Source organism: Methylomarinovum tepidoasis, from assembly GCF_030294985.1.
Taxonomy (GTDB): domain Bacteria; phylum Pseudomonadota; class Gammaproteobacteria; order Methylococcales; family Methylothermaceae; genus Methylohalobius; species Methylohalobius tepidoasis.
This window is the reverse complement of sequence record NZ_AP024718.1, coordinates 1,881,169-1,906,459: the sequence shown is the minus strand read 5'-3', so window position 1 is coordinate 1,906,459 and position 25,291 is coordinate 1,881,169. Positions and strand designations below refer to the sequence as shown.

At 62.9% G+C, this 25,291-nt stretch carries 27 protein-coding genes and 1 tRNA gene; 8 read left to right on the top strand and 20 right to left on the bottom strand.

Features of this window, described 5'->3' with window-relative positions; all coding sequences use genetic code 11:
- The first annotated feature begins 19 nt into the window (after window positions 1-19).
- Window positions 20-1,195, top strand: a complete 1,176-nt coding sequence (sucC, locus tag MIN45_RS09635) for an ADP-forming succinate--CoA ligase subunit beta (RefSeq protein ID WP_286291828.1) — start codon at window positions 20-22, stop codon at window positions 1,193-1,195.
- On the top strand, window positions 1,192-2,076 hold the full coding sequence (gene sucD, locus MIN45_RS09630) for a succinate--CoA ligase subunit alpha (RefSeq protein ID WP_286291827.1): 885 nt from the start codon (window positions 1,192-1,194) through the stop codon (window positions 2,074-2,076). Before sucC ends, sucD begins: the two co-directional genes overlap by 4 nt.
- A gap of 81 nt (window positions 2,077-2,157) precedes the next feature.
- Here the strand turns inward: sucD and MIN45_RS09625 are convergent, their stop codons facing one another.
- Genes MIN45_RS09625 through MIN45_RS09610 form a run of 4 tightly spaced genes read right to left on the bottom strand, consistent with a single transcriptional unit; the run spans window position 2,158 to window position 6,129 of the window.
- Window positions 2,158-2,736, bottom strand: a complete 579-nt coding sequence (locus MIN45_RS09625) for an amino acid kinase family protein (RefSeq protein ID WP_286291826.1) — start codon at window positions 2,734-2,736, stop codon at window positions 2,158-2,160.
- Window positions 2,723-4,102, bottom strand: coding sequence for an aminodeoxychorismate synthase component I (gene pabB / locus MIN45_RS09620; RefSeq protein ID WP_286291825.1), 1,380 nt, complete (start codon window positions 4,100-4,102; stop codon window positions 2,723-2,725). Before pabB ends, MIN45_RS09625 begins: the two co-directional genes overlap by 14 nt.
- 24 nt (window positions 4,103-4,126) lie before the next feature.
- Window positions 4,127-5,167 (bottom strand): hydantoinase/oxoprolinase family protein, encoded by a 1,041-nt coding sequence (locus MIN45_RS09615; RefSeq protein WP_286291823.1) that lies wholly within the window; start codon window positions 5,165-5,167, stop codon window positions 4,127-4,129.
- On the bottom strand, window positions 5,164-6,129 hold the full coding sequence (locus MIN45_RS09610; protein WP_286291821.1) for an ATP-grasp domain-containing protein: 966 nt from the start codon (window positions 6,127-6,129) through the stop codon (window positions 5,164-5,166). Before MIN45_RS09610 ends, MIN45_RS09615 begins: the two co-directional genes overlap by 4 nt.
- Between MIN45_RS09610 and MIN45_RS09605 the strand changes: the two genes are divergently transcribed.
- Complete coding sequence (locus tag MIN45_RS09605) at window positions 6,128-6,820, top strand: HisA/HisF-related TIM barrel protein (protein WP_286291819.1); 693 nt, start codon at window positions 6,128-6,130, stop codon at window positions 6,818-6,820. The two genes, MIN45_RS09610 and MIN45_RS09605, sit on opposite strands and share 2 nt — an antisense overlap.
- Window positions 6,821-6,837: 17 nt before the next feature.
- Here MIN45_RS09605 and fae read toward each other — a convergent pair whose 3' ends face one another.
- The 7 genes from fae to MIN45_RS09570 all read right to left on the bottom strand — a co-directional run bounded on the left by fae (window position 6,838) and on the right by MIN45_RS09570 (window position 12,906).
- Entirely contained in the window at window positions 6,838-7,350 is a 513-nt protein-coding gene (fae, locus tag MIN45_RS09600) for a formaldehyde-activating enzyme (protein ID WP_286291817.1), read from the bottom strand.
- Window positions 7,351-7,446: 96 nt separating this feature from the next.
- Window positions 7,447-8,322, bottom strand: coding sequence for a triphosphoribosyl-dephospho-CoA synthase (locus MIN45_RS09595; protein ID WP_286291815.1), 876 nt, complete (start codon window positions 8,320-8,322; stop codon window positions 7,447-7,449).
- Window positions 8,322-9,206, bottom strand: coding sequence for an ATP-grasp domain-containing protein (locus tag MIN45_RS09590; protein WP_286291813.1), 885 nt, complete (start codon window positions 9,204-9,206; stop codon window positions 8,322-8,324). The genes MIN45_RS09595 and MIN45_RS09590 overlap by 1 nt, the downstream gene beginning before the upstream one ends.
- Window positions 9,203-10,177 (bottom strand): methenyltetrahydromethanopterin cyclohydrolase, encoded by a 975-nt coding sequence (gene mch / locus MIN45_RS09585; RefSeq protein WP_286291812.1) that lies wholly within the window; start codon window positions 10,175-10,177, stop codon window positions 9,203-9,205. The genes MIN45_RS09590 and mch overlap by 4 nt, the downstream gene beginning before the upstream one ends.
- Complete coding sequence (locus tag MIN45_RS09580) at window positions 10,174-11,292, bottom strand: ATP-grasp domain-containing protein (RefSeq protein ID WP_286291811.1); 1,119 nt, start codon at window positions 11,290-11,292, stop codon at window positions 10,174-10,176. The genes mch and MIN45_RS09580 overlap by 4 nt, the downstream gene beginning before the upstream one ends.
- 45 nt (window positions 11,293-11,337) lie before the next feature.
- Window positions 11,338-12,384 carry a UDP-glucose 4-epimerase GalE gene (gene galE / locus MIN45_RS09575; protein ID WP_286291810.1) on the bottom strand — a complete coding sequence of 349 codons (1,047 nt, stop codon included), beginning with the start codon at window positions 12,382-12,384 and terminating at the stop codon, window positions 11,338-11,340.
- 445 nt (window positions 12,385-12,829) lie between these two features.
- Window positions 12,830-12,906, bottom strand: a tRNA-Arg gene (locus MIN45_RS09570).
- A 223-nt stretch (window positions 12,907-13,129) separates the two neighbouring features.
- On the opposite strand from MIN45_RS09570, the gene trxB reads away from it, so the two are divergent.
- The 4 genes from trxB to MIN45_RS09550 are packed head-to-tail and all read left to right on the top strand — an operon-like array spanning window position 13,130 to window position 16,775.
- Window positions 13,130-14,089, top strand: coding sequence for a thioredoxin-disulfide reductase (gene trxB / locus MIN45_RS09565; RefSeq protein WP_286291806.1), 960 nt, complete (start codon window positions 13,130-13,132; stop codon window positions 14,087-14,089).
- Window positions 14,090-14,095: 6 nt separating this feature from the next.
- Window positions 14,096-14,785, top strand: coding sequence for a leucyl/phenylalanyl-tRNA--protein transferase (gene aat / locus MIN45_RS09560; RefSeq protein WP_286291804.1), 690 nt, complete (start codon window positions 14,096-14,098; stop codon window positions 14,783-14,785).
- Window positions 14,785-15,513, top strand: a complete 729-nt coding sequence (locus MIN45_RS09555; protein WP_286294163.1) for an arginyltransferase — start codon at window positions 14,785-14,787, stop codon at window positions 15,511-15,513. The genes aat and MIN45_RS09555 overlap by 1 nt, the downstream gene beginning before the upstream one ends.
- On the top strand, window positions 15,510-16,775 hold the full coding sequence (locus MIN45_RS09550) for a 6-phosphofructokinase (RefSeq protein WP_286291801.1): 1,266 nt from the start codon (window positions 15,510-15,512) through the stop codon (window positions 16,773-16,775). The genes MIN45_RS09555 and MIN45_RS09550 overlap by 4 nt, the downstream gene beginning before the upstream one ends.
- A 59-nt stretch (window positions 16,776-16,834) precedes the next feature.
- On the opposite strand, the gene MIN45_RS09545 is transcribed toward MIN45_RS09550, so the two are convergent.
- On the bottom strand, window positions 16,835-18,298 hold the full coding sequence (locus MIN45_RS09545) for a dynamin family protein (RefSeq protein WP_286291799.1): 1,464 nt from the start codon (window positions 18,296-18,298) through the stop codon (window positions 16,835-16,837).
- A 195-nt stretch (window positions 18,299-18,493) separates the two neighbouring features.
- Between MIN45_RS09545 and MIN45_RS09540 the strand changes: the two genes are divergently transcribed.
- Window positions 18,494-19,402: a cation diffusion facilitator family transporter gene (locus tag MIN45_RS09540; protein ID WP_286291798.1), complete on the top strand. Its 909-nt coding sequence runs from the start codon at window positions 18,494-18,496 to the stop codon at window positions 19,400-19,402.
- Window positions 19,403-19,412: 10 nt separating this feature from the next.
- Here MIN45_RS09540 and MIN45_RS09535 read toward each other — a convergent pair whose 3' ends face one another.
- The 8 genes from MIN45_RS09535 to trhP form a co-directional block, all read right to left on the bottom strand.
- Window positions 19,413-20,168, bottom strand: coding sequence for a phosphate/phosphite/phosphonate ABC transporter substrate-binding protein (locus MIN45_RS09535; RefSeq protein ID WP_286291796.1), 756 nt, complete (start codon window positions 20,166-20,168; stop codon window positions 19,413-19,415).
- Entirely contained in the window at window positions 20,165-20,659 is a 495-nt protein-coding gene (locus MIN45_RS09530; RefSeq protein ID WP_286291792.1) for a PAS domain-containing protein, read from the bottom strand. Before MIN45_RS09530 ends, MIN45_RS09535 begins: the two co-directional genes overlap by 4 nt.
- An 11-nt stretch (window positions 20,660-20,670) precedes the next feature.
- Window positions 20,671-21,033 carry a roadblock/LC7 domain-containing protein gene (locus MIN45_RS09525; RefSeq protein WP_286291790.1) on the bottom strand — a complete coding sequence of 121 codons (363 nt, stop codon included), beginning with the start codon at window positions 21,031-21,033 and terminating at the stop codon, window positions 20,671-20,673.
- A gap of 26 nt (window positions 21,034-21,059) precedes the next feature.
- Window positions 21,060-21,680 (bottom strand): hypothetical protein, encoded by a 621-nt coding sequence (locus MIN45_RS09520; protein WP_286291788.1) that lies wholly within the window; start codon window positions 21,678-21,680, stop codon window positions 21,060-21,062.
- Window positions 21,673-22,236 (bottom strand): GTP-binding protein, encoded by a 564-nt coding sequence (locus tag MIN45_RS09515; protein ID WP_286291787.1) that lies wholly within the window; start codon window positions 22,234-22,236, stop codon window positions 21,673-21,675. The genes MIN45_RS09520 and MIN45_RS09515 overlap by 8 nt, the downstream gene beginning before the upstream one ends.
- Window positions 22,236-23,240: a hypothetical protein gene (locus MIN45_RS09510; protein ID WP_286291785.1), complete on the bottom strand. Its 1,005-nt coding sequence runs from the start codon at window positions 23,238-23,240 to the stop codon at window positions 22,236-22,238. The genes MIN45_RS09515 and MIN45_RS09510 overlap by 1 nt, the downstream gene beginning before the upstream one ends.
- A complete protein-coding gene (locus MIN45_RS09505) occupies window positions 23,237-23,911 on the bottom strand; it encodes a type IV pilus assembly protein FimV (RefSeq protein ID WP_286291784.1) in 675 nt (224 codons plus the stop codon). Before MIN45_RS09505 ends, MIN45_RS09510 begins: the two co-directional genes overlap by 4 nt.
- A gap of 96 nt (window positions 23,912-24,007) precedes the next feature.
- Window positions 24,008-25,291, bottom strand: a complete 1,284-nt coding sequence (gene trhP, locus MIN45_RS09500) for a prephenate-dependent tRNA uridine(34) hydroxylase TrhP (RefSeq protein ID WP_286291783.1) — start codon at window positions 25,289-25,291, stop codon at window positions 24,008-24,010.

The following is a 25,291-nucleotide window of genomic DNA, read 5'->3' as shown; positions in this document are numbered from 1 at the left end:
GCTTGAGGAGAGCAAACCGATGAACATCCACGAGTACCAAGCCAAAGAACTGTTGCGTTCCTACGGCGTGCCGGTCCCGGCCGGAAACGTCGCCTTTTCCGACGCCCAGGCCCATTCCATCGCCGAGGAACTCGGCGGCGACCGCTGGGTGGTCAAGGCTCAGATCCATGCCGGCGGCCGCGGCAAGGCCGGCGGGGTCAAGGTGGCCAGGTCCCTCGACGAGGTGCGCAAGATCGCCGACGAAATGATCGGCATGACCCTGGTGACCCATCAGACCGGTCCCAAAGGGCGGGTGGTCAAACGGGTGCTGGTCGAAGAGGCCAGTGACATCGTCGATGAATTCTATCTTGGCTTCGTCATCGACCGCGCCAGCCAGCGCATCACCATCGTCGCCTCGAGCGAGGGCGGGGTGGAGATCGAAGAGGTCGCCAAGCGTAATCCCGACGCCATCGTCAAGGAAACCATCGATCCCGCCATCGGTCTGGCCGACTTCCAGTGCCGCAAGGTGGCCGCCGCCCTAGGCGTGCGCGACAAGGCGCGCATGAGCCAATTGGTACGGATCATGAAGCGCATTTACCGCTGCTTCCGCGACAAGGACGCCCTGCAGGCCGAGATCAACCCTCTGGCCCAGGTGAACGGCGACAGGCTCATCTGTCTGGACGCCAAGTTCAATTTCGACGACAACGCCCTGTACCGCCATCCCGACATCAATGAACTACGCGATCTGGACGAGGAAGACCCCAAGGAGGTGGAAGCCTCCGGCCACGGCCTCAACTACATCGCCCTCGACGGCGACATCGGCTGCATCGTCAACGGCGCCGGTCTGGCGATGGCCACCATGGACGCCATCACCCTCCACGGTGGCCGTCCCGCCAACTTCCTCGACGTCGGTGGCGGCGCCTCACCGGAAAAGGTCACCAACGCCTGCCGCATCGTCATGGAAGACCCCAACGTCAAGGCCCTGCTGGTCAACATCTTCGCCGGCATCAACCGCTGCGACTGGATCGCCACCGGCCTGATCCAGGCCTATCAGACCCTCAACATCGAGCTGCCGATGGTGGTGCGTCTGGCCGGCACCAACGTCGAGGAAGGCCGCAGGATCCTCGAGGAATCGGGACTGCCCTTCGTCCAGGCCTCCAACCTGGATGACGCCGCCGCCAAAGCCGTCGCCACCGTCAAGGGAGAAAGCGCATGAGTGTGTTCGTCAACAAAGCTTCCAAGGTCATTTTCCAGGGTTTTACCGGCCAGCACGCCACCTTCCACGCCGAGGAGGCGATCAGGACCGGCACCAACGTGGTCGGCGGCGTCACGCCGGGCAAGGGCGGCGCCACCCACCTGGACCGGCCGGTGTTCGACACCGTGGCCGAGGCGGTGGAGGCCACCGGCGCCGACGTGTCGGCCATCTTCGTTCCTCCCGCTTTCGCCGCCGACGCCATCATGGAGGCCATCGACGCCGGCATCCGGGTGGCGGTGGTGATCGCCGACGGCATCCCGGTGCAGGACATGGTGCGGGTGCAGCGCTACCGCGCCGGCCGCGACACCCTGGTCATCGGTCCCAACACCCCGGGCATCATCACCCCCGGCGAGTGCAAGGTGGGAATCATGCCGGCCCACATCTATCGTCCGGGCCGCATCGGTGTGGTATCGCGTTCCGGCACCCTCAACTACGAGGCGGTGGAACAGATGACCGCCCTGGGGCTGGGGCAGTCCACCTCGGTGGGCATCGGCGGCGATCCCGTCAACGGCACCGACTTCGTCACCGTACTCAAGGCCTTCGAGGCGGATCCGGACACCGACGCCGTGGTGATGATCGGCGAGATCGGCGGCCCCCAGGAAGTGGCCGCCGCCCGCTGGGCCAGGGAGAACATGACAAAGCCCATCGTCGGCTTCGTCGCCGGCATTTCCGCCCCGCCGGGACGGCGCATGGGGCATGCCGGCGCCATCATCTCCGGCGCGGACGATACCGCCAAGGCCAAGATGGACGCGATGGAAGAACTGGGTCTGTACGTGGCCAGAAATCCGGCTCACATCGGTGAAACCGTGATGCGGGCTCTGAAGGAAAACGGACTGGCCTGAAACGGCCGATGGCGATGGGACGATGGAGAGGCCCATCGCCATTTTCCCGGAGATCAACCGGTCCCGAAAACGTGACGGCGGTCACGGCAACCGGCGCAGGAATTCCCTGAAGTCCTCGAGCTGGTCGGGTGCGAAGATCTGCAGGGTTTTGTTCCTTGGGAACCAGCGCGGGAAAGCGGCATCGACGATGCCCTCACACTGCAAGGTGCAGGGATTTGGCCCGGGAACGGATACCTGTTTCAGGAGCGCCAGTCCAACCGCATTCAGGCGGGATGTCAGCCAGGCGGCCAGGCTGTCGGAGGTGACGGTCCAGTCGGCGGGAACGCCGGCGGCGTCGAGATCTTCCAGCCGCGGCAGCCAGACGGGCACCCTCCCCTGCCGGACGCATGTTCCCAGCGCCTCGATCTCCTCCAGCGGTGCAAGATCAGGGCGCAATGCCGCCAGCATCCAGGCGTACTGGTGCATGGCGAGCAGAGCCATGCGGTGGGCGTGACGGTCGCCGAAGCGCCAGCGCCGCTGCATCCGGCGCACCTGGTCTGCGAAGGGACCGCCGCCGGGCACCAGCACGACCCGCCCGCCGCCGTCGTGGACGAGCGCTTGCAGCCAGTGGGGCAGGCGGTCATGGTCGGCCCAGCTGCCGCCGAGCTTAACCACCCACACGGTCGCGGGAGGCACGGAAACGGGATAGAACTTGAATCAGCGCGGCGGCCTTGTCGAAACTCTCCTGGTATTCCTGAGGTCCTTTGGAATCGGCGACGATGCCGCCCCCGGCCCAGAAATGGATCTCCCCCTGGGTGTGCACCAGGGTGCGGATGACGATGTTGGTGTCCATCGCCCCGTCGTAACCGACGTATCCGATGGCACCGCAGTAAACGCCGCGGCGGATGCCCTCCAGCTCCTCGATGATCTCCATCGCCCGGAGCTTCGGCGCACCGGTGATCGATCCGCCGGGAAAACAGCCTCGCAGTAGGTCCAGGGCATGACGGTCTTCGCGTAGCTGGCCGATCACCGTACTGACCAGGTGATGGACCGTGGCGAAACTTTCCACCTCGAACAGCTTCGGCACCTTCACCGAACCCGGCTGGCAGCTTTTCCCCAGATCGTTGCGCAAAAGATCGACGATCATCAGGTTTTCCGCCCGGTCCTTGGGGCTTTCCCGCAGCGCCTGGGCCTGATAGAGATCCTCCTCCGGATTGAGGCAGCGGGGGCGGGTCCCTTTGATCGGTTTGGTCTCCACCCGGCCATCCCGGACCTGCAGGAAGCGCTCCGGAGAGGAACTGAGCACCGCCCCCTGAGGCAGGCGCAAAAAAGCGCCGAAAGGCGCCGGATTGGCTGCGCGCAGCTCCCGATACACCGTCCAGGGATCGCCGCTGGCCGGAGCGCTGAAGCGCTGGGCGAAATTGACCTGGTAGCAGTCCCCTTCGCGGATGTAATGCTGGATGCGTTCGAAGGCGGCCAGGTAAGCCTTGCGGTCGAGATGGGAAACCACCGGCGCGGCAAGCTGGAAATCGCCGCCGGGGATCGCCGGCCGCCGCCACAACGCCCGGATCTGCGCCTGCAGCGCCGGCCACAGACTGCAGTCACGGCAAACCAGAAACGCCTGCTGTTGCTGATGGTCGACCACCACCGCCCAGTCGTAGATTCCCACCGCCATCTCCGGCAGCGGATTCAAGGCCCTGGCCGAGCGTGGCAGACGCTCCAGGCGCCAGGCCAGATCGTAGGCGAAATAACCGATCGCACCACCACAGAACGGCAGTCCGGCCGGGTTGTCGCGCCGCTCGCCCAGGTGCTCCCGGAGCAGCGCGAAGGGATCGTCCGGCGCCAAGCGTACGCCTTCCGGGGTACGAATCTCGGTCATCTTCCCACGGGTGACCAGGGTCACGCGCGGGTCAGCAGCGAAAATGTCGTAACGGCCCTGCTGAATGAAGGGATAGCCGCTGTCGAGGAAAACAGCCCAGGGTTTCTGGGCCCAGTGGGAAAACAGGGTCGCGGTGTCAGGGCGGTAGCCAAGCGCTTTGATGTGCATGAATCCCTTAGAAGCGCGTCGAAATCAGCTTGTCATCTTATCATCATCGGCCGCCAGCAGCAGGGCCAGGGCCGCGGCCGGGGCGCAGTCGGCCGGATCGAAAACCGTCGTCGTCGCCGCCGGAACCAGCTCGGAAAAATCCCGATAGGCAATTCCGAGACGGCGGGCCACCTCCGGAAGCAGGAAACGGCCGACCCCGGCGCCGATCAGGGATTGCGCCGGCTTGGAAAGACGCCCGAGCTGACGCAGGCAATCCCAGGTCAGCTGTTGCCAGTGGCGCTCCCGGAAGGCCCGCGCCAGTGCCTGCCATTCCCCCATGTTCGCATCCTCGGCGTCCAGACCGATCATCCGCGCCAGGCGCCGGGCGCTGGCCTCGGCCGTCTTCGGTCCTCCGTCGGCGGTTTCGGCTTGATCGGCGTACGAAGGCAGTTGCCCTAGCAGGCGGTAGACGTCAGCAGTGGTGGCGAAGTGTTCTGCCATCATCCCCACCCTTTCACCGCGAAAAAGGATTTCGTCCGCCAGCGCCATCAATGGTGTCCGCACGCTCCCGGTGTAACGAAGTTCACCGGCACACAGGCGGCCATAGTCGTCCTCCCCCCGACACAGCAATCGTCCCGCTTCCAGGGGCAACAGGTCGGTGGTGGTGCTGCCGATATCGATGAACAACTCCGTCTGGCGTCGTCTGGCTAACCATAATCCCGGTAGGCGCCAGTTTGTGGAGGCGATGTTTTTTGTGGTTTTTTGAGTAATAAAAGATAACGGTATAAATTCAGTGCCGGCAAATATCCTAACCGCTCCTGTCACCCGAGAGGCGAAGCGCGCCAGCAGGGCCATCACCCCCTGGCTGCGGTTGGCGAAGCGATCCACCATTTCTCCGGTCATGGTCAGGCCGTGGCGGGAATTCGGAGGCAATTGCGCCAGGATAGGTTCCATGGCCTGGTCGAGCTGCTCCAAACCGCGCCACAGGGGACAAGGCCGCTGCCAGATCCGCACCAGCCGCCCCTCGCGCACCAGCGCCGTCTTCACATGAGCGCCACCCAGATCCCAGCCGACGAAATCCGTCATGTCCTGACCTCCACAGGCCGCCCCCGGCCCAACCGGCGACGCCAGCGGGCGATGTCGTCTATATCGGTTTGTCCCCGCGCCAGGGCCAGAACCTTCGGTGCCACCGTCTCCCCCAGCGCCTCCCCCAGCCCTGCATAGGACAGGGTCAGGCGCGGATTGATCTCGACCACCACCGGACCTTCGGCCGTTACGATCAGATCGACGCCTGCATACCCCCAAAGCCCCGGCACGGCGGCGGCGATCCGGGCGACCGGATCTTGCCATTCCGACACCGGCAGCACGTTGACTTCACAGCCTCGCAAATGGAAAAATCCCGCTTCGATTCCGATCCGTTGGCGGTTGACGCTCAGACACACCCCTTTTCCTGCGGCGAAGACAGCGCTGAGGCTGAGATGCTTCCCCTGCAGATAGGGCTGCACCAATCCCGGGCCGAGGTCATCCTTCCCGGTCACCAGGCGCACCCCTTCGCAACCGACGCCGTCGGCGGGCTTGACCACCCAGGGAGGCGGCAAACCGGCATCGACTTCATCGTGACGCCGGGTCGGCACGCAGGCAATCGACTGTTCCCGAAGTCGCCGGAAAGTCGCATACTTGTCCCCACACAGGCGAACCGCATCCGGGCGGCTTCCCAGCAGCACCTTGCCGGCTACCTGAATCCGGCGGCTCAAATCCGCCAGGATTCCACCGGTTTCCGGCGCCAGTGGCCAGACATAATCCGCCGCATCCAGGCCCTGCACCCAGGCGGCCGCAAATTCCGCCTCACTGGCCACCGGAATGACGGTTTCGTTGGTGCCGCAACAGGTCAAGGGAAGACGGGCATCGCGCAGCAGTAAAACCCGTTCCGCCGCCAATTCGCGGCGCAAAGCCGTCAACATGCACTCGGCCTCGGCCACCAGGCCGGCAGGCAGCGGTTCCGCCGCCATGCCGCCCCCGGTAACATATTCGAACAGGAGAATGGCCATGAAACTGATTCCCGTCCTCGACCTACTCGGCGGCAAGGCCGTCCTGGGCCAGCAGGGAAAGCGCCAGTGCTACCGGCCGGTCCGCTCCCCTCTGTGCCGGAACGGCGATCCCTTGGAACTGGTCAGCGGCTATCTGGCCTGCTGCCGCTTCGATACACTGTATGTCGCGGATCTGGACCGGATTCTTCAGCAAGGAGATAACGGTATAATTATCGACGCCATTCAACGGCGTCACCCCAACCTCACCCTCTGGATCGATGCCGGCTGGCCGCCAGCCCGGCCAGTCCCCGGCATCCTGCCGGTGGTCGGCAGCGAAACCCTGCCGCCGGACGCCGAAGACGAAGCGGCGGGCTGGCGCCACGACTGGATCCTGTCCCTGGATTTCGACGCCTACGGTTTCCGGGGGCCGGACTGGCTGCTCCGCCAATCGGAATGCTGGCCTTCCCGGATCATCCTCATGAGCCTGCCCCAGGTGGGCAGCGGCCAGGGACCGGACTGGGCGCGCCTGGAACGTTTCCGCCGCCGTTTTCCGCAAATCCGCTGGATCGCCGCCGGCGGCGTCCGTCATCAGAGGGATCTGGACCGGCTGGCGGCAATGGGCATCCACGCAGTGCTGGTCGCCACCGCGCTCCACCAGGGCGCCCTGCCAAGAATGACAAAAGCCGCCATCGCGGGCGATGACGGCTCCTGAATCCGTACGGTGCGGTATCAGTCGTGAGCCGCGAACGGATGGTGCACTTCCTTGGCCTTTTCCACCACTTCCTTGGGCGTAGGTTCTCCGGCCACTGCACGCTTGATCGCTTCCTTGGTCGCCTCGTAGTTGTAATCCTGGATCTTGGCGTCATCCTCGGCCAGCCAGTGGATGAAAACACCGACGCAGATGAACAGATCGTCGGCCTCGTCCATGGGGATGGTGCCATCCTCCAGACACTCGGTCACCGCCATGGCGACGCCGCGCTGGGCCGGCCCGAACATTTGGGTAGCCTGCTTGCCATTCTTGATGGTGACCTTGTTGAACATCACCGTAGCCGGCTTGCACATCAGGTTGGGGGCCACCACCGCCAGCAGGGCACTGTGACCGGACTTGTTGTTGGTCAGGCAGTTAGCGAACGCGGTTTCCGCCGCCGAACCTCTGGGACCGATGATCAAATCGATGTGTGCGACTTCGTTGCCCTCGCCCTTCAGGGATTCGCCCACGCGCAGTTTGTTTATTTTTGCCATTCTCGCTGTTTCCTCTTGATCGGTTGATGAAAATAACGCCAGAATCTTTTGAATCAATGACATCTCGTGCCTCCCCTTGATGAGTGACCGGGAGCCTCAGGCTCCCCGCACCCGCCCTGCCTCCGACCTGTGCGAAGACAGCCATTGCTCCAAGCGCACGGCCAACAAGGTAGCGACCGTCAGATCGGCCGTGGTGCCCGGATTGATCCCTTCCCGCTTGAAACGCGCGTCGATCGCACGGATCGCCGGCTCAAGCGTTTCGGGCGCGTCGGTTTCGAGCAACAAAGACTCCAAACGCGACATTTCCGCCTGGATCATCCCTGTGAACCGTTTACCGAACTTACGTTCGACATGGGTGTCGGGAATGCGCCGCAACAAAGTCGTAAAGACCAGCACGGTCGCCCAACGCTCATCCCCCCATCGATAAACCCCATTATGATACCCAGGAATCCCCAGCGTATAAATATCTTCGTAATAAAAAGTATAGTTAAAAGCAACGCGATCGTGGTTTTTCGCCAACGCCATCGCTTCCCGGAGGGTCATCCTCGGTTCTTCGCGCACGTCCCCTTCTGCCACCCGGCCCAGACCGCCGGGTTCGACCTCGCGGATCGCCCGATACACCCAGGCGGCGTCCTCGCGGGTGGTCGCCATCAGCACCCGGCGCAAGGCATCCCGCAGATTCCCGTCACCGGACTGCGAGGCGGCCGCCAACAGCGGCGCCGCCAGCAATACGATCCCCAGATTGGTATTGCAGCCGACGGCGTCGAGGGTCGCCCGCATCGCCCGGTAGATGCGCTCCCCCAAGGATAGATCAAAACGGCACAGCCAGGGGGCGCTGACCTCGGCGCTGCGGAGGAAGTGGACGACGCCCATGCCATGCCCCTCGGCATAGACGCTGACATTGCCGGGCTTGAAAGCCTCGACATCAAGGCGGCAGGCTTCCCGGTAACAGACTTCCAGCACCGAAGCCATCAGAATGATGCGATTCCGGACAGGAAATCCTGAATCAACATTTCGGTAACGTCCACCTCACACACGCTTTGCAGTCCCTTCCAGGCCGGAATTCCGTTGACTTCGATCACCCACCATCGCCCTTCACCGTCACGCAGCAGATCGACACCGGCATAACGCATCCCAAGAATTCGCGCCACATCCAAAGCCAGCTGCACCGGCAGCCCTTCGAGCGCCACCGCCTCGCAACGCCCGCCCCGGGCTACGTTGGTGCGCCATTCCATCCCCCGCCGGCGCATGGCGGCGATGACGCGGCCGCCGACGACGAACACCCGGTAATCCTCCGGCGGGTCGATGCCGACGAAACGCTGCAGATAATAGACCCCGCCTGCCGGTCGCAGGGTCTCCAGGGAAGCAAGGTCCTGATGGCGTTCGACCCCCTCCCCCTGGGAGCCGAACAACGGTTTGGAAACCAGCCGGTGACCTGCGGCCAGCTCTCCGGCAGCGATGGCCAGCGCCCGGTCGCGTTCGGCCGTCACCCAGGTGGGGGGCGTTGGCACCCCCGCCCGGGACAACAACAGGCTGGCGATGCCCTTGTCGACGCTGAGCTCGATCGCCCGCGGCGGATTGTAGACCGTCACCCCGAGGGCCTCGCAGGCGTGTAGCAAATCGAGGCGCAGGATGAGCTGCTCCAGCGTCCCGCCCTGAATCCCGCGGACGAAGACTCCGGCCGGCAGGTCGTCTTCGAAACCGGGCAGGACCACAGGGGGGAGTACAGCAGTCTGCAGGCGGCCGCCGTTGAGGCTGGTGAACACCGCCTCGAAGCCCCGCCGGGCCAACGCCTGCCGCAGTCTGGCGCCATGCCATCCCGGATCGTCGGTGACGATGGCAATCCGGCGCCTCATGCACCGAAGGAGCGGGCCAGCAGTTCCTCGTCGAGCCGGCCGGCGCGGAAGCTCCGCCCGGATTCGATCGCCGTCACCATCACGCTGGCGGGACTGAACAGCATCGGATCGACCTTGAAGAAATCGTACTCGTATTCCTTGAACACCTGGGCGAAGGGCTTGCCGTAGTCGCGGGAGGTGGAACTGGGCAGGTCATGGGCCAGCTTTTCCGCCGCCTCATCTTCGCCCTTGACGAACAGATGCACCTGACCGGCGAACAGGATGGCGTCGTTGGTCCGCCCCATGGCGGTGATGAAGTCCGGGGCCGGCGGCGGCACCGGGGCGCTGCCGGAACCGTCGACGACGTGCTCCAGCGGGAAGCCCAATTCGTGGGCCTTGTGCATGGCCACTTCCAGCACCCGCGCCACCACCTGCAGGCCGCCGGCGAGGCTGGAGGTGGGGGTGACGATCACCGTCAGTCCGGCCGGCTCAACGCCGCAGTCGGCGGCGATCTTGTCGAGCAGCGCCAGGGGTGGATACTTGTCCACCTCCAACACGATCACGGTGGCATCAGCCTTGTCCTTGTAATCGAGTTCCTTGAACAGCGCTTCCTTGACGCACATGGAACGGGCCGGCCCCGAACCCAAGGCGTAAAACGCCTCCTTGCCCTTGCCGTGGGACAGGCTCCAGCCGGCATACTGGCTTCCCAGGCACGACAGCACCGGATCGGTGGCATGAACGTGGACCCGCAGCGGCCAGTCCGGGGTCAGGGCGCTGTGGGCCAGAGTCACCGTCCCCATGCCGCCCATGCAGATCTCCGCGATCCGCCGCCCGGCCTCCAGACCGCCATCGGCCTCGATCCCGGCATCCACCAGGGTGACACCGTTGTCGAGCCGTTCCACCTTCAGGCGCAGCAGCGCCGCATCCCGCACCAGGCTCTCCACTAGCGGCTGGGCCGTGAAATTGATGCTGACCCCGATTTGTTCCGTCATCGTCGTTCCACCTCTGTCATCATGGATTTCAATTGTCGTTCAAGCCAACGGCGCCGCAACGCCAGACGTCCCAGCGCCTGCTGCGGCGAACGCCCACGGGCCTCGATACCGCAAACCGGCGCGCCGGCCGGAATCACGGCCCCCGGTGCCGACAGGTCAGCGCACCAGGCCGGCCAATCCCATCGCTCCAGGCGCAGCCGCCGGGGGGCGAAAACGATCTCCCATGCGGCCGGCGGCGGCAACCGCACCGGCGGCAGTGGCTGGCGGCTGCAGGCCGCCAGTTGCAACGCCACAGGTCCGGCTGCCCACGCGCGTCCCCATACCGCCACCGCAGCGCCAGGACGGGGATTGAGCTCCAGCACCTGCGGACAGCCGGCGGGGTCGAGGACGAAATCCAGACCGTGCCAGCCGCGCAACCCCAGGACCGATACCAGACGCCTGGCGGCGCCGATCACCCGGCAGGCAGCCCGGCGCGACAGCCAGGCCCGGTTGACGATCCCTTTGAAGCCGTAAGGGCGGCCGTCATTATAGGGGCAAGTCAAAAGGGTGTTAAAGCCATGCCAGTGAATTTCCTCCCCGTCAGCCACGAAGGCCAGACAATGAACCGGCCCCGGCACGTAACGCTGAAAGTAACCGTCACCCCCATCGGCCGGCCCCGGGCAGCGATACACCCCCTCGCCGCCGCTCGTTCCCGGACGCTTGAACAGCCACACACCTTTCCCGCCGGGCGCGCGCCAGCGTACCTCTGGAAACGGAATCTCCAGGGCGCGCAGCCAGCGAAAGAAACGCCCAGGCTCGACGCATTCGCGCACCACCTCGGCGGGATTGCCGTAGAGCGGACAAAGACGGGACAGTTCGGCGATTGTTTCTGGGAAGGCTTCCACGCCGGGACCGTACAACCAGCCGTCCGGTGCATGTCGGGCGATCAGCGCACGGGCGGCCGCCAGCAAGGCGGGCGGCTGGAAACTGCCGACCACCTCGACCGCCTCCGCCGCCGCCCGAGTGTCCAGATCCCCGAAGGCATCCACCACCAGCGGCCGGCAACCGGCCAGACGGGCCGCCTGGGCAAGCAGGCGGCCGGAACGGGCGACGATGAGGATCGCCGGCTTCCGCATGTATTGCTTCTGGAAGGTATTACCAGCTCGAGGCCGCCTGAGATTTCACGAATCCGGATAGCCGTCCGGATTCTGCGACTGCCAGCGCCAGGCATCGCGGACCATGTCATCGATCCCCTTCTCCGCCCGCCAGTCCAGTTCCTCGGCCGCCCGGGAAGGATCGGCGTAACATTCGGCCACGTCCCCCGGCCGACGCGCGACGATGCGGTAGGGAATCCGGCGGCCGGTGACCCGCTCGAAGGCCGCCACCATCTCCAGCACGCTGTAGCCCTCGCCGGTGCCGAGGTTGTAGGTATAGACCCGCCCGGGCGGATTCTCCAGTTGCTTTTCCACCGCCTTGACGTGGGCCTTGGCCAGATCGACCACGTGGATGTAATCGCGCACCCCGGTCCCGTCACGAGTGGGCCAGTCACCGCCGAAGACCTGCAGCTCCGGCAACTTGCCCACCGCCACCTGGGTGATGTAGGGCATCAGGTTGTTGGGAATGCCGTGGGGATCTTCGCCGATGCGGCCGCTTTCGTGAGCCCCGACCGGATTGAAATAACGCAGCAGTGTCGCGGTCCACGGCGGCTCGCGTCGATGGAGACGGTCCGATTCCACCAGATCGCGCAGAATCTCCTCGATGAACAGCTTGGTGCGACCGTAGGGGTTGGTGGCCTGGAGAGGAAAATCCTCGGTGATCGGCACCGAAGCGGGATCCCCATAGACGGTGGCCGAGGAGCTGAACACCATTCGCTTGACCCCGGCCCGCTGCATCGCCTCGCACAGATTCAAGGTCCCCGCGATGTTGTTCTGGTAGTACAGCAGCGGCTTTTCCCAGGACTCCCCCACCGCCTTGAGGCCGGCGAAGTGGACGACCACGGCGATGTCGGGATAGACTTCGAACAGGCGCCGCATCTCATCCGTATCGCCGATGTCGGCGAGGAAGAACGGCACCTCCCTGCCGGTGATTTCCTCGACCCGGCGAACCGCCTCGATCTTGCTGTTGCTGAGATTGTCGACCACGACGATGTCATAGCCGGCACTGAGCAGTTCCACGCAGGTGTGACTACCGATATAACCGGCGCCACCAGTCACCAATACCCGTTTCACATATCACCCTTTTCCGGCATACGCACCGACTTAAGCACATAAGATGTTGATTTATGGAGAAAGTGACAACATGATCACGGCTGTTTCAACGAACAAGTTGAAGGAACATTGGATGTCGCCACTTCTGAGACTGTTGATATCGCATTAGCGCAGTTTGTGCAAGAATTGAAAGAACCGATCACCAAACCGCCGCCGCTGGGATGACCTGGGAAAACACGTGGGGACGTAGGTGGCGATGGGAAACCAGTCGGCGACAGTGGTGGCGAATCCCATCCGACGCCGCCGAAAATCGAGCGCCGAAGTTGGAACCGAAGGCGATCTCAAAAAAGCACACACCCTACCGGTAAGACACGACCATAGCGTTACGGAATTGGGTTTTGGCTACGATAGAAAGCAAAAACGGGATAACTACTGTAGCAGCCATCCCGCAAGCAACTGATTTATCTGGCGCGCCCGAGAGGATTCGAACCTCTGACCTCAGGCTCCGGAGGCCTGCGCTCTATCCAGCTGAGCTACGGGCGCTTTTGAACTCTCAAAATTCTATCCTGTTTGGCTTTTCAGTACAAACTCAGTTCAATCGCATGAACTACGTCCATCCAAGCAGCTAAGCCCGATAGCGCTCGCTGGAGACGACCAGGAGCCGTCTTGCCTTACCCAATTGCCCTGAGACAGGTTCTTAGCGGCGCCACAGTCAAAGCGATACAATTTAGCCTGATTGCATAATCACAAAGGAGAACCCCTTTCCATGAGCGAAGCCAAACACTGCCGATTGCTGATTCTGGGTTCCGGCCCGGCCGGTTACACCGCCGCCATCTATGCGGCCCGCGCCAATCTGAATCCGGTCCTGATCACCGGCCTGGAACAGGGCGGACAGCTGATGACCACCACCGACGTGGAAAACTGGCCCGGCGAACCGGACGGGGTCCAGGGGCCCGAACTGATGGAGCGAATGCGGCGGCACGCGGAAAAGTTCAACACCAAGATCGTCTTCGATCACATCCACCGCGCCGATCTTTCCCGGCGCCCTTTCACCCTAGAAGGCGATGCCGGCAGCTACACCTGCGACGCCCTCATCATCGCCACCGGCTCTTCGGCTAAATATCTGGGACTGCCCTCGGAGGAAAAGTACAAGGGCCGCGGTGTGTCGGCCTGCGCCACCTGCGACGGCTTCTTCTACAAGGAAGAGCCCGTCGCTGTGGTGGGAGGCGGCAACACCGCCGTGGAAGAGGCGTTGTATCTGGCCAATATCTGTTCCCACGTCACCCTGATCCATCGCCGGAACAAGCTGCGGGCGGAAAAGATCCTGGTGGACCGGTTGATGAAGCGCGTCGAGGAAGGCAAGGTCAGCATCGAATGGCATCACGTGGTGGACGAAATCCTGGGCGACGCGCAAGGCGTCACCGGCATCCGCATCCGCCACGTCCAGAGTGGGGAAACCAAGGAAATTCCGGTAAAAGGGGTGTTCATCGCCATCGGCCATCATCCCAACACCGAGCTGTTCGAGGGCCAGCTGGAACTGGTCAATGGTTACATCAAGGTCAAAGGAGCCGGGGACATGCAGGGTAACGCCACCGCCACCAATATTCCCGGCGTGTTCGCCGCTGGCGACGTGGCCGATCCGGTCTACCGCCAGGCGGTCACCTCCGCCGGCACCGGCTGCATGGCGGCCCTCGATGCGGAGAAATTCTTGGAGGAATCGGTCTAACCGGGCATGCTGACCCTGCTCGATCCCGACAATCCCCACCAGCCGTTTCCGCCGCCGGCCGAGGCCCTGAGCGAACCCAACGGCCTTCTGGCCGTCGGCGGCGACCTTTCCCCCACCCGGCTGCTGGAGGCCTACCGGCAGGGGATCTTTCCCTGGTACAACCCTGGCGAACCGATCCTGTGGTGGTCCCCCGATCCACGACTGGTGCTGTTCCCGGAGCGGCTCAAGGTGTCCCGCAGCCTGCGCAAGCTGCTGCGCAAGGGCGAATTCGAGATCAGTTTCGACCGCGATTTCGAGGCGGTCATCGACGGCTGCGCCGCGCCCAGACCCTACGAATCGGGCACCTGGATCACCCCGGAGATGCGGGCCGCCTACCTCACCCTGCATCGTCAGGGACACGCCCACTCGGTGGAATGCTGGTACGAAGGGGAACTGGCTGGCGGGCTTTACGGGGTGGCAATCGGGCAGGTCTTCTATGGCGAGTCGATGTTCTACCGGAAAAGCAACGCCTCCAAGGTCGCTTTCGTCACCCTGGTCGAACATTTGCGCCGCTGGAATTATCGTCTGATCGACTGCCAAGTGCACACCCACCACTTGCAACGCTTCGGAGCCGAGGAAATTCCCCGCGACCACTTCACCGCCCTGCTGCAGCGTTACTGCGCTGCGCCCTGCGCCCCGGAGGCGTGGCGCACGTGATGGAAGCGACGGAGATCTACCTCAGCCGCCCCCACCCTTGCGACTACCTGCCGCAGCGTGAAGCACGGATGCTGTTCCTGGCGCCGGACCTGGAGCTCTCGATGGCCGATTACAGCCACCTGGTGGCCAAGGGTTTCCGGCGCAGCGGCCGCCTGGTCTACCGACCCCACTGCAGCCTGTGCCAGGCCTGTGTCTCGGTACGGGTGCCGGTCCACCGTTTCCGCCCCGACCGCAGCCAGCGCCGCTGCCTGCAGCGCAACCAGGACCTGGAGCTGATCGCCCTGCCGGCGCAATTCCGAGACGAGCATTACGATCTCTATCTCCGTTATCTCAAGGCCCGTCACCCTGGCGGCGGCATGGCCGAATCGACGCCGGAGGACTACACTGACTTTCTCATCTGCAGCTGGTGCGACACCCTGTTCTACGAATTTCGCCTCCGGGACCGGCTTATGGCTGTCGCCGTGGTCGACCTGCTCGACAACGGCCTGTCGGCGGTCTATACCTTCTTCGATCCGGACCATCCCCGGCGGGGGCTTGGAACCTACGCCATCCTGACCGAGATCGAAGCCGCCCGGCGCATGGGGCTGGACTATCTCTATCTGGGCTACTGGATCGCCGCCTGTGACAAAATGGCCTACAAAAACCACTTTCAGCCGCTGGAATACTATACCGACGGCCGCTGGCTACCCATTCCCTCCCCCACCATCAACCCCAGGAGCCGACCATGACCCCGCAGAATGCTTTCTACGCCCAATCCGGCGGCGTCACCGCCGTCATCAACGTCTCCGCTTGTGCGGTGCTCGAAACCGCCCGCCGTCACCCGGACAAGATCGGCAAGGTCTATGCCGGCCGCAACGGGATCGTCGGGGCCCTGACCGAAGATCTGATCGACACTTCCCAAGAAAGCGATGAAACCATCGCCGCCCTGCGCCACACTCCCGGCGCTGCCTTCGGCTCCTGCCGCTACAAGCTCAAGAGCCTGGAGGAAAACCGGGCCCAGTACGAACGCCTGATCGAGGTGTTCCGGGCCCACAACATCGGTTATTTCTTCTACAACGGCGGCAACGATTCTGCCGACACCTGCCACAAAGTTTCCCAGCTTTCCGAAGCGATGGGTTTCCCCATCCGCGCCATCCACATTCCCAAAACCGTGGACAACGACCTGCCGGTCACCGATTGCTGTCCCGGTTACGCCTCGGCCGCCAAATACGTCGCCCTGTCCACCCTGGAAGCGAGCATGGATGTGGCCTCCATGAGCGCCACCTCGACCAAAGTGTTCGTCTTCGAGGTCATGGGGCGGCACGCCGGCTGGATCGCCGCTGCCGGCGGGATGGCATCGACCGCTAAGCGGCCGGTGCCCATCGTCATCCTGTTTCCGGAAGTGCCTTTCGATCAGGACGCATTCCTCGCCAGAGTGAAAGCCACCGTCGGCGAACACGGTTACTGCTCGGTGGTGGTGTCCGAGGGCGTCAGGCGCGCGGACGGCAAATTTCTCGCAGACGCCGGTTACACCGACGCCTTTGGCCACACCCAGCTCGGCGGGGTAGCCCCGGTGGTGGCGCGGATGATCCACGGGGAGCTGGGCTTCCGCACCCACTGGGCGGTCGCCGATTACCTGCAGCGCTCGGCACGTCATATCGCCTCCCGCACCGATGTGGAACACGCATATGCCGTCGGCAGGGCGGCGGTGGAACTGGCGATCGCCGGCGGCAATGCCCTGATGACGACCATCGAGCGCAGCGCCGACGACCCCTACCGCTGGGAGATCGGCAGCGCGCCCCTGGAAGAAATCGCCAACCGGGAAAAGCACATGCCGGCCGACTTCATCACCGCGGACGGCTTCGGCATCACCGATGCCTGCCGCCATTATCTGCAGCCGTTGATACGCGGCGAGGACTATCCACCGTTCGCAGAAGACGGGCTGCCCCGCTACGTCCGCCTGCAAAACGCCCCGGTGGCGAAGATTCTCAATACCCCCTTCGAGCCTTGAAATAAAAAGGCCGGAAGCTTTGCCGCTTCCGGCCTTTTTCAGGCCCGTGAAGGACCGGTTCAGGAAACTGGGGCGGCGGCGACCGGCTCGGCCTTGGCCGCTTCGGCCACTGCCGGCTTCTCCGTTTCCTTTTTGGCCGAGCTCTCCCCGGAGGGGTTGGTCATCTGATCGTTGAGACGCTGGATCAGAATGTCGGCCTGATTGACGATCTTTTCCAGCTCCTCGCCGACCTTGTCGCTCCAGCCCCTGATCTTGCCGGTGGCGAACAGGCGCCAGTTGGCGCACTGATTGAAGGCGCGCACCAGATTGAAACGCAACCCCAATTGCTTTTGCCGACGCGCCAGCCGGCGGCGGTAGATCGCCTTGAAGATACTGGAGAACAGCCAATGGAAGATCCCCAGGATCACCAGGCCGGCGCCGGCGGCGATGGCATCGGCCAGGGGATTGAACCAGAAACCGGTGGTGACACCACCGAACACCACCGCCCCGATCAGGGCCGCCAGTATCAGCGTGTCGAGCCGCAGGGTCCAGTTGCGCCAGCCGGTGAGCGCTTTCACCAGCTCGGGAATCGCCTGGTCCTTCAGTTCCTTGGCGGTCTGGTCCAGGGTGCTCAGCACCCGGTAAGCACGCTTGACCTCCACTTGTTTGATGCGGCGGTGAATTTCCTCCAGATCCCGGTCACGCCGGGCGATCAGGCGCTGCTTGACGTAGTCGTTGTCGCAGTTGATCTCCACTTCCGGCGAAAAGATGGTGTAGAAGTGGGTCACGTTCAAACCGCGCTCGGCCAGGGCGCTCTTCCAGGCCGCCACCACCTCGGCGAGACTGTCCTCGCGGGCGGTCACGTCGATCTGGTTGAGGATGTAGATGAACTTTTCCGAATCATGGCGATCGACCGAGGTCTTGACCAGGTATTCGAGGGTGTCGCGCATCGCCCCCGGTTCCGGCCGCCGGGCGTCGAAGAAGATCAGCACCAGATCGGAAATGTCGATGATGTGCTTGGTGATCCGCAACGTGGCACTGCGCTGGGCATCGGCGTCGAAACCGGGCGAATCGATCAGAATCTTGCCCTTGAGGTTCTCGCTGTTGCAGGTTTTCAGCTGCAGATAGGCGTTGATGCGCTTGCCCTCGCCCTCCATCGCTTCCTCGATCTCCTGGCTGATGCGGTAGAACGGGAAGCGGGGATCGACGTCCAGGGCCAGACCGGGCAGAGTCTTGACCTCGGGATCGGGGCTGTAACAAAGCACGGTGAATTTGTCGTCCACCGCCTGCACCCCGCTGCGCTGCACCTTCTGTCCCAGGAAATGATTGATGAAGGTGGACTTGCCGGAAGAGAACAGGCCGAGCACCGAAACCAGCGGCCACCAGGGAATCTGGCGAGCGGTGGATTGGTCCGAACGCAACAGCCCCAAGCTGTTGGCGACCTTGTCGATCGTCTGGAAATTCTTGGCTACGTCCACCAGCAGGGGATTTTCCTGGGCGAGGTGGCGCTCCAGATTCTGTACGTAGATTTCGCTTGCCTGCATAATGTAGGGGGTTCCTAAGTCATTTGATCCATGAACAGCGGTTTCGGTCCGAATCCCGCCACCCTTGCCGGCTGGAGAATGGGCCGATTTTAGGGCAAAAATCCCGCCGATGGCAAAAATAATCCACTCGGGACACCCTTGTGCCGTTCCTTTTCTATTGGATAGACCTATTCCTGGCGAAAAAATTCAGCCCCCATGCGCGATACCCATCAAAGTCTGAAAGCGATCCTCTACGCCTTCCTCGCCAACCTCGGCATCGCCCTCGCCAAGGTCTGGGCGGCCCTCTTCACCGGCTCCGGCAGTCTGATGGCGGAAGCCATCCATTCGGTCGCCGACTGCGGCAACCAGATGTTACTTTATCTGGGGCTGAAGCAAGCCCAACGCCCCCCGGATGCGGAACACCCCCTCGGCTACGGCAAGCTGACCTATTTCTGGAGCTTCATCGTCGCTCTCCTGCTGTTCTCCATGGGAGGGTTGTTCTCCATCTACGAAGGCTGGCACAAGCTTGCCAGTCAGGAAGGACTCCATCAGCCGTGGATCGGGCTGCTGATCCTAATCAGCGCCATGGTGCTTGAGAGTCTCAGCCTGCTGGGATGCCTGCGGGAAATCAGAAAGCTGCGTGGCAGGCGTTCGCTGTGGCAATGGCTGCACCAGACCCGCAACGCCGAACTGGTGGTGGTACTCGGTGAGGACACCGCCGCCCTGATCGGCCTGAGTCTGGCTCTGGTGGGACTGGGAACCGCCACCGCGACGGGAGACCCGGTCTATGACGCCATGGGCTCGATGGCCGTGGGTACGGTGCTGATCTGCGTCTCCCTGTTCGTCGCCCTGCACATTCGCACCCTGCTGGTCGGCCGCTCCGCCGATCCTGAAATCGTCTCAGCCATCACGGGGGTCATCGAGTCCGACACTGCGATTTTGGAACTGCTCAACCTCATCACCCTCCAGTTCGGTCCTGACGTGATGGTGGCCGCCAAAATCCGCATGCCGGCCCAGCTACCGCTCGGCGAGGCAGTTGAGAGCATCAATCGCCTCGAGGCGGAAATCAAGAAGGCGGTTCCACAGGTGCGTTGGAGTTTTGTCGAACCAGACAACAAAAAATAACGGTATAAAATTAGGCTGGGCTGAATTTCAGCGTTTCCATCAGATCGATCATGAATTCGACCTCCTCAGGATCGACCGGGTCCCAACCGGGCAGCTTCAGCTGTTCCAGAATCCGGACCGTCTTCGGCGCCTCCCCCATATTCACCAGCGCCTTCTGCAATTTCGGGTGCAAATCGGCGATCCTGGGCCCTGCCATCAGATAATGATGAATGACCTGGATGTCACTGCGGACCAGCACCTTCAGCCTTTCCCGTACCGGCCGACTCAGCTCGTCGAAAGCCTTGGTGAGGAAGATGCCGGCGTCGCTCTCCCCTGTCAGCAGCCGCTTAGCGACCAGCACGTAATTATCGCATTCCACCCGCACGGTGTTGTCCTTCCCCAAACCTGCCGGCTCCAACAGGATCATCCCCATCAGCTGGACGTCCGGGTCGTCCGTAGCGGCAATCCGTGCTCCCTCCGGCAGGTCTTCCACCGCCCTCGTCTCACTTTCCGCCGCCACGGCGATCAGCGCCTCGTCGGCACCGCCCCGGGGCTTGACCAAAGCGGTGAAACCCTTCTCCCGCACCAGCATGGCGGCATCGTAGGGATTGGCGTAAACGAGATCGATCCGGTCCTGCCTGATGGCGTTGTGCAGGCTGTCGAAATCATCCATCAGCTCCAGATGGAATCCGGTTTCCAGGGTCCGCTGCAACCAGGTATTGAACACGAACCAGCCGGCGATATAGTCGGGACTGAAATCGGGACTCACCGTGAAGGTATAGCTCATGTTGCCGCCTCCTCTTGTCGCATCCTGGCATACAAGTCGATGCATTCCTCGACCTTGCGCCGATCCGGCTTGCGCCGCACCGAAGTATAACCGACAACCTGGCCACCCCGGATATTGGGGATGACTGTCGCCTTGACCCAATAATAGGCTCCGTCCTTGCGTAGATTCTTGACGTATCCCTGCCAGATATCGCCGCGCTGGACCGTAGCCCACAGATCCCGAAACGCCGCCTTCGGCATGTCCGGGTGGCGCAGGATGGAATGGGGCGCCCCGATCAGCTCTTCCTCTTCATAGCCGGACATGACCACGAAAGAGCGGTTCACATGGGTGATGATACCGTCGGTGTCGGTGCGGGAGACGATCAGGCGACCGTCGGGATAAGGCACCTCCTCATCGGTGACCAGAACCTTGCGGGGCCCCACACCATACAATTCCAGTGTGTATTCCCGATATTCACCTTTCACATCGGCTGGATCCATATCCTGCAACATTTCCGCTTCCCTCAGATCAACTGGGCAATGTTCTCAGCGGCCCGCTTGACATCGAGGAAAATGAGTCCGAGCTTGGCCTGGGGTTTGGCGAGCACGGTCAACACCGCCTCCCGTCCTGCGTGGGTCATGAGCACGTAGCCCTTGTCCCCCTTGATGAGCACCTGTTCCAGTTCGCCGCGCGCCAGTTCCTGGGCGGTCCTGTCCCCCAGCGACAACATCGCCGCACTCATGGCCCCGACACGATCCTCATCCATCCCCTGGGGCAGGACCGCCGCCATCATCAGGCCATCGATGGAAATGACACCGGAAGCCTCGATATCCGCCGAGGTTCCGTTCAGCTCATTCAGAATGGAGGTCAACATTTGTTCACGCATGGTCATATCCTCTGTGATCGTGGGTTCTACAAAACGATGGAAGCCGGGGCGTAACGGGTCATTAGGGTCCAGACCAGCTGAACGAAATCAGGGTGGTTGAAATGGGGAATACCGGTCATCACCAGGGCGAAAATGTGCTTGCCGATGTGTAGCGGCCAAACGCCCAGGCGGGTGTGACCTCCGGCATCCACGATCCCCCAGGCTTCCGCATTCAGATGCAGGTTTCCCTGCAACACTCCCCGATAACGCTGTTGCAGACCCAGAAAATCGGCACTCAACGCCGCCAACTCCTCTGCGGTCTCATGGGGAAAACCGTTGGAACCGATGTAAAATCCCTGCGCGTCCGCCAACAGCACCTTGCCGCCGTCACTCAAGGGGGCCAACAGCTCCGGTAGGATCGTTTCCAACGGCTGCTCCATGACCGTCAACGGTTCGGCCAGCCACTGCAACCAACCCATCCGCTGGATGCGTTCGAAGCATTCCCGGTCGCACCCCTGCGGCAGTTTCTCCGGGGACAGACGGGGGGATTCGGTCTGGCTCAGCAGCAGGCGCAACAGCCTGCGGGGGGGATCGCTTTCTGCGGTGGATACGGCATAGTAAGCACCGGCAGGGGTCGGCAGCGCGTAGGAAATTTCTTTCTCAAGCATCGGATTCCTCCATGAGGATACCCGGATTCAGGTGGAACAACAGCGTCTGCACCAACAGTGCCACATCCTCCCGGCGGCGGGCATCGATCTCCAGGACCGGGGCCCTAAGCCCCAGCTGCTCCAAGGACTTGTGATAGGACTCCAGCGGCGGAGCCGCCTTGAGGTCCATCCGGGTCACCCCGACGACCACGCCGGTGGCATCGATGAAGGAACGGAAGCGCTGGAGAAAGAAGCGCATGTCCTGAAAGGGATCGGGGCGGGTGTTGTCCAGCAACAGCACCAGACCGATCCCGCCCCGGATCAGGATCTCCCACATGAAATCGAAGCGCTCCTGACCCGGAGTGCCGTACAGATGCAGCTTGCTACCGTCGTCCAGGCGGAGCACCCCGTAATCCAGCGCCACCGTCGTCTCCGGCTTGCGCGCCAAGGTCATGTCCGTCGCACAAGCATCGGTACGCACTGGCGGCGTGTCGCTGATACTGGCGATGGCGGTGGTCTTGCCGGCACCGACCGGACCGGTGAAAATCAGTTTGTCATAAACCTTGTCAGGCTTCATCACGCCGCTTTCCGAAGTCGTTTCAGGATCCGTTTGAGGAGACCTTCCGGGGGCGCCTGCGGTCCCGTCCGCCGGGATGCCTGGGGTATTTCCACCACCTCTACCAGGCCGACCGCATTGGCGGCGCTGATGAAACTGGCCACCGTCTCGGCGCTTCCCACCATGCGTGCCAGGCGAAGGGGCGACATATCCTGTCGATACCAGGCTGCTGCGATACGAAGCGCCTGGGGCGGATGCCAGTAGCGGGTCAGATTTGGCCAGCGTCTCAGGTGCAGGCATTGCTCAGGAGAAATCGAGATCGGCAGGCGGCCGCCGGCGTTCCACCAGGCAACTTTCCAGAGGAACGCGTCCATTCGCTGGTGTGCGCCGGAAAAACATCCCGGTCGCATTTGCGGATCGGGCACGATGGCCGGCCCCTGGTCCGCTTCCCCGGAGAGTTGGCAGAACTTCTGCAATGGAAGGCGGCAAAACGCCCGCAATTTCTTGTCGTCGGTATCGACCTGGATCACCCTGGGCTTGGGAAACACCAGAATCGGCTCCCAGCCGGTCTCCACCCGCAGCGCGATACCCGTCATCACGGCCTGACGGCAGGCACGGGTTAAAGGCCCCTGCAGATATCGCTCCGGATCATAGTGGCGGAAATTTACCGAAATCGACCTGGAGGCGGAAACGGAAGCAGTCGGTGGCTCTTCAGTCACCGCCGCGTCCGCTTGGGAGGAAATTTGTTTCAGGGCGTCCAAGAGCGATTCGGCCTGGAGAGGCTTTCGCACCCACGGCAGCCCCGTCTGGGTCGGCGGATTCAGCGCCAACAGTAGAACCGGCACACGGGGCCAGCGACGCCGGTGACGCTCGAGCAACTCGGCCGCCCCCAGGCTGTCCCAGTCCAGCAGGCAGACATCGGCAGCCTCAGGGTCCTCGACCACCGTCAACCGGCAGTCACGAACCAACAGATGACGCAGCAAGCGCAGAAAACGCTTGGAAGTGCCTTGAAGCATCACTTTCATGACAATGCCCCGGTATGAAACGCCTCCCAGTCTGGGTCCAGGCAACCGTGGCTTTGGAGATGTGCGTGCAGGCGGGCGAAATTTTTCCGATCATCGAGGGCGCGGTAGATGACCAGCAGCTCCTGGCGGGCCACCTGGCAGTCCGGTTCCTCGAACAATTTCTGCTCGAACAGTTCCCGGGCCTGTTCCAGCTGGCCAAGCGCCAGACAGGACCGGGCGGCTTCGACGAGATCGACTTGCGCCGCTGTCGACTTGGTACCGGATGCGGTTATCTGCAACTCGCCGATGGTGCCGGCCTGGAGGACGGAACGCGGGGAGAGCGGCAGGGACTGCGGCGGCAGATGTTCGGCAAGATAACGTTCCAGAACCTGCCGGCGCTCCGCTCTCAGCCGTTTTCTCGTGCCCCGGATCATGCGGCGCTGCAAGCGGCGACCCCGCCCTTCCAGGGTCAGCACCAGATCCACAAGGGCAGCATAAAGCGCCTCCGCATCCAGCTCCCAAGCAACGCGAATTCGGGCCAAGTGCAGCACCAGCCGGCGGGGATCGCGGTGAACTTCCCGGGTCAGGAAGGACCAGGCGGCAGAGGAATCGAGTTGATCCACCGGCTGCAGACGCAACCAGCGGTCGAGAAAAAACGCAGCCTCCACGGGAGAATCTGCGTATCCGTTCATCGTCTTCCCCTGAATCTCGGTTGCCACTTTTCAAGCATAGTCGAGATCGCCGCGACAAGCCGGCTGGGCATGAAAAATGTCGATCCGGTCACAGTCTCAGGGTACGATGCCTTCCAGATAACGCGCCACCAGATCGTAACGCCCCGCCGAGGGAACCTGAAGCCGGACCCGCCAGCCGGCGCCAGGTGCTTCCTCCAGGGCGTTTCCCTCCAGATCCTCCAGATGGTCCACCGTCAGATCGCGGTTGCCGGCGGGTGAAATCCATTCGATGCGGTCGCCCCGGCGCAGCTTGTTCTTGATCAGAAGCTGAGCCTTGCCGCTGGCGGGATCGTAATCCTCCACCTCACCGACGAACTGCTGACGGTGACTGCGGGAAGCCCCCTGGAGATAGTTCTGGTATTCGTGGCTGTGATGGCGCTGATAGAAACCGTCAGTATAACCGCGGTTGGCGAGATTTTCGAGCACGCCGATGAGACGGGAATCGAACGGGCGGCCGGCGAGCGCATCGTCGATCGCCTGGCGATAAACCTGAGCGGTGCGGGCGACGTAGTAGTGGGATTTGGTCCGGCCCTCGATCTTGAGGCAGTCGATCCCCAGCGCCACCAACTTGTGGACGTGCTCCACCGCGCGCAAATCTTTGGAATTGAGGATGTAAGTGCCATGTTCATCCTCCAGAATCGGCATGTACTCACCGGGGCGACCGGGATCCTCGAGCAGGTAGGTGCGGTCGGCTGCCGGATGGCGCTGCCCCCCGCTTGCCCCGGCGGGTTTGACCCGGTACTCCCAGCGGCAAGCATTGGTGCAGGTGCCCTGATTGGGATCGCGGCGGTTGAAGTAACCGGACAGCAGGCAACGGCCGGAATAGGCGATGCACAGCGCGCCGTGGACGAACACTTCCAGTTCGACGTCGGGACAGCGCTGGCGAATCTCAGCGATCTCGTCCAGGGACAGTTCCCGCGACAGAATGATGCGTTCGATCCCCAACCGTTGCCAAAAACACACCGCCGCATAATTCATGGTGTTGGCCTGCACCGAGAGGTGAATCGGCATCTCTGGCCAGGTTTCCCGGACCTGCAGGATCAACCCCGGATCGGCCATGATGAGGGCGTCGGGTCCGGCCTCGACGATGGGGTGGAAATCCTTGACGAAGGTCTTGACCTTGCCGTTGTGGGGCAACACGTTGGCGGCCAGGTAGAATTTCCTACCCTGGGCGTGGGCCTCGGCGATTCCCGTTTCGAGATTGGCCAGAGTGAAATCGTTGTTGCGCACCCTGAGGCTGTAACGCGGCAGGCCAGCGTAAACCGCATCGGCGCCGTAAGCGAAGGCATAACGCATGTGCCGCAACGTACCGGCGGGGGACAAAAGTTCGACTTGGGTCAT

Bases quoted from the DNA above. Each gene is read 5' to 3' on its own strand.
- fae (WP_286291817.1), bottom strand. From the start codon at position 7,350: ATGGCAAAAATAAACAAACTGCGCGTGGGCGAATCCCTGAAGGGCGAG.
- trhP (WP_286291783.1), bottom strand. From the start codon at position 25,291: ATGACCCAAGTCGAACTTTTGTCCCCCGCCGGTACGTTGCGGCACATG.
- MIN45_RS09555 (WP_286294163.1), top strand. From the start codon at position 14,785: ATGGAAGCGACGGAGATCTACCTCAGCCGCCCCCACCCTTGCGACTAC.
- sucD (WP_286291827.1), top strand. From the start codon at position 1,192: ATGAGTGTGTTCGTCAACAAAGCTTCCAAGGTCATTTTCCAGGGTTTT.
- sucC (WP_286291828.1), top strand. From the start codon at position 20: ATGAACATCCACGAGTACCAAGCCAAAGAACTGTTGCGTTCCTACGGC.
- MIN45_RS09605 (WP_286291819.1), top strand. From the start codon at position 6,128: ATGAAACTGATTCCCGTCCTCGACCTACTCGGCGGCAAGGCCGTCCTG.
- pabB (WP_286291825.1), bottom strand. From the start codon at position 4,102: ATGCACATCAAAGCGCTTGGCTACCGCCCTGACACCGCGACCCTGTTT.
- MIN45_RS09520 (WP_286291788.1), bottom strand. From the start codon at position 21,680: ATGCTTGAGAAAGAAATTTCCTACGCGCTGCCGACCCCTGCCGGTGCT.
- MIN45_RS09515 (WP_286291787.1), bottom strand. From the start codon at position 22,236: ATGAAGCCTGACAAGGTTTATGACAAACTGATTTTCACCGGTCCGGTC.
- MIN45_RS09540 (WP_286291798.1), top strand. From the start codon at position 18,494: ATGCGCGATACCCATCAAAGTCTGAAAGCGATCCTCTACGCCTTCCTC.
- MIN45_RS09615 (WP_286291823.1), bottom strand. From the start codon at position 5,167: ATGACGGATTTCGTCGGCTGGGATCTGGGTGGCGCTCATGTGAAGACG.
- MIN45_RS09610 (WP_286291821.1), bottom strand. From the start codon at position 6,129: ATGGCCATTCTCCTGTTCGAATATGTTACCGGGGGCGGCATGGCGGCG.
- trxB (WP_286291806.1), top strand. From the start codon at position 13,130: ATGAGCGAAGCCAAACACTGCCGATTGCTGATTCTGGGTTCCGGCCCG.
- aat (WP_286291804.1), top strand. From the start codon at position 14,096: ATGCTGACCCTGCTCGATCCCGACAATCCCCACCAGCCGTTTCCGCCG.
- MIN45_RS09505 (WP_286291784.1), bottom strand. From the start codon at position 23,911: ATGAACGGATACGCAGATTCTCCCGTGGAGGCTGCGTTTTTTCTCGAC.
- MIN45_RS09590 (WP_286291813.1), bottom strand. From the start codon at position 9,206: ATGAGGCGCCGGATTGCCATCGTCACCGACGATCCGGGATGGCATGGC.
- MIN45_RS09545 (WP_286291799.1), bottom strand. From the start codon at position 18,298: ATGCAGGCAAGCGAAATCTACGTACAGAATCTGGAGCGCCACCTCGCC.
- MIN45_RS09580 (WP_286291811.1), bottom strand. From the start codon at position 11,292: ATGCGGAAGCCGGCGATCCTCATCGTCGCCCGTTCCGGCCGCCTGCTT.
- MIN45_RS09535 (WP_286291796.1), bottom strand. From the start codon at position 20,168: ATGAGCTATACCTTCACGGTGAGTCCCGATTTCAGTCCCGACTATATC.
- mch (WP_286291812.1), bottom strand. From the start codon at position 10,177: ATGACGGAACAAATCGGGGTCAGCATCAATTTCACGGCCCAGCCGCTA.
- MIN45_RS09510 (WP_286291785.1), bottom strand. From the start codon at position 23,240: ATGAAAGTGATGCTTCAAGGCACTTCCAAGCGTTTTCTGCGCTTGCTG.
- MIN45_RS09530 (WP_286291792.1), bottom strand. From the start codon at position 20,659: ATGTTGCAGGATATGGATCCAGCCGATGTGAAAGGTGAATATCGGGAA.
- MIN45_RS09525 (WP_286291790.1), bottom strand. From the start codon at position 21,033: ATGCGTGAACAAATGTTGACCTCCATTCTGAATGAGCTGAACGGAACC.
- MIN45_RS09595 (WP_286291815.1), bottom strand. From the start codon at position 8,322: ATGGCTTCGGTGCTGGAAGTCTGTTACCGGGAAGCCTGCCGCCTTGAT.
- MIN45_RS09550 (WP_286291801.1), top strand. From the start codon at position 15,510: ATGACCCCGCAGAATGCTTTCTACGCCCAATCCGGCGGCGTCACCGCC.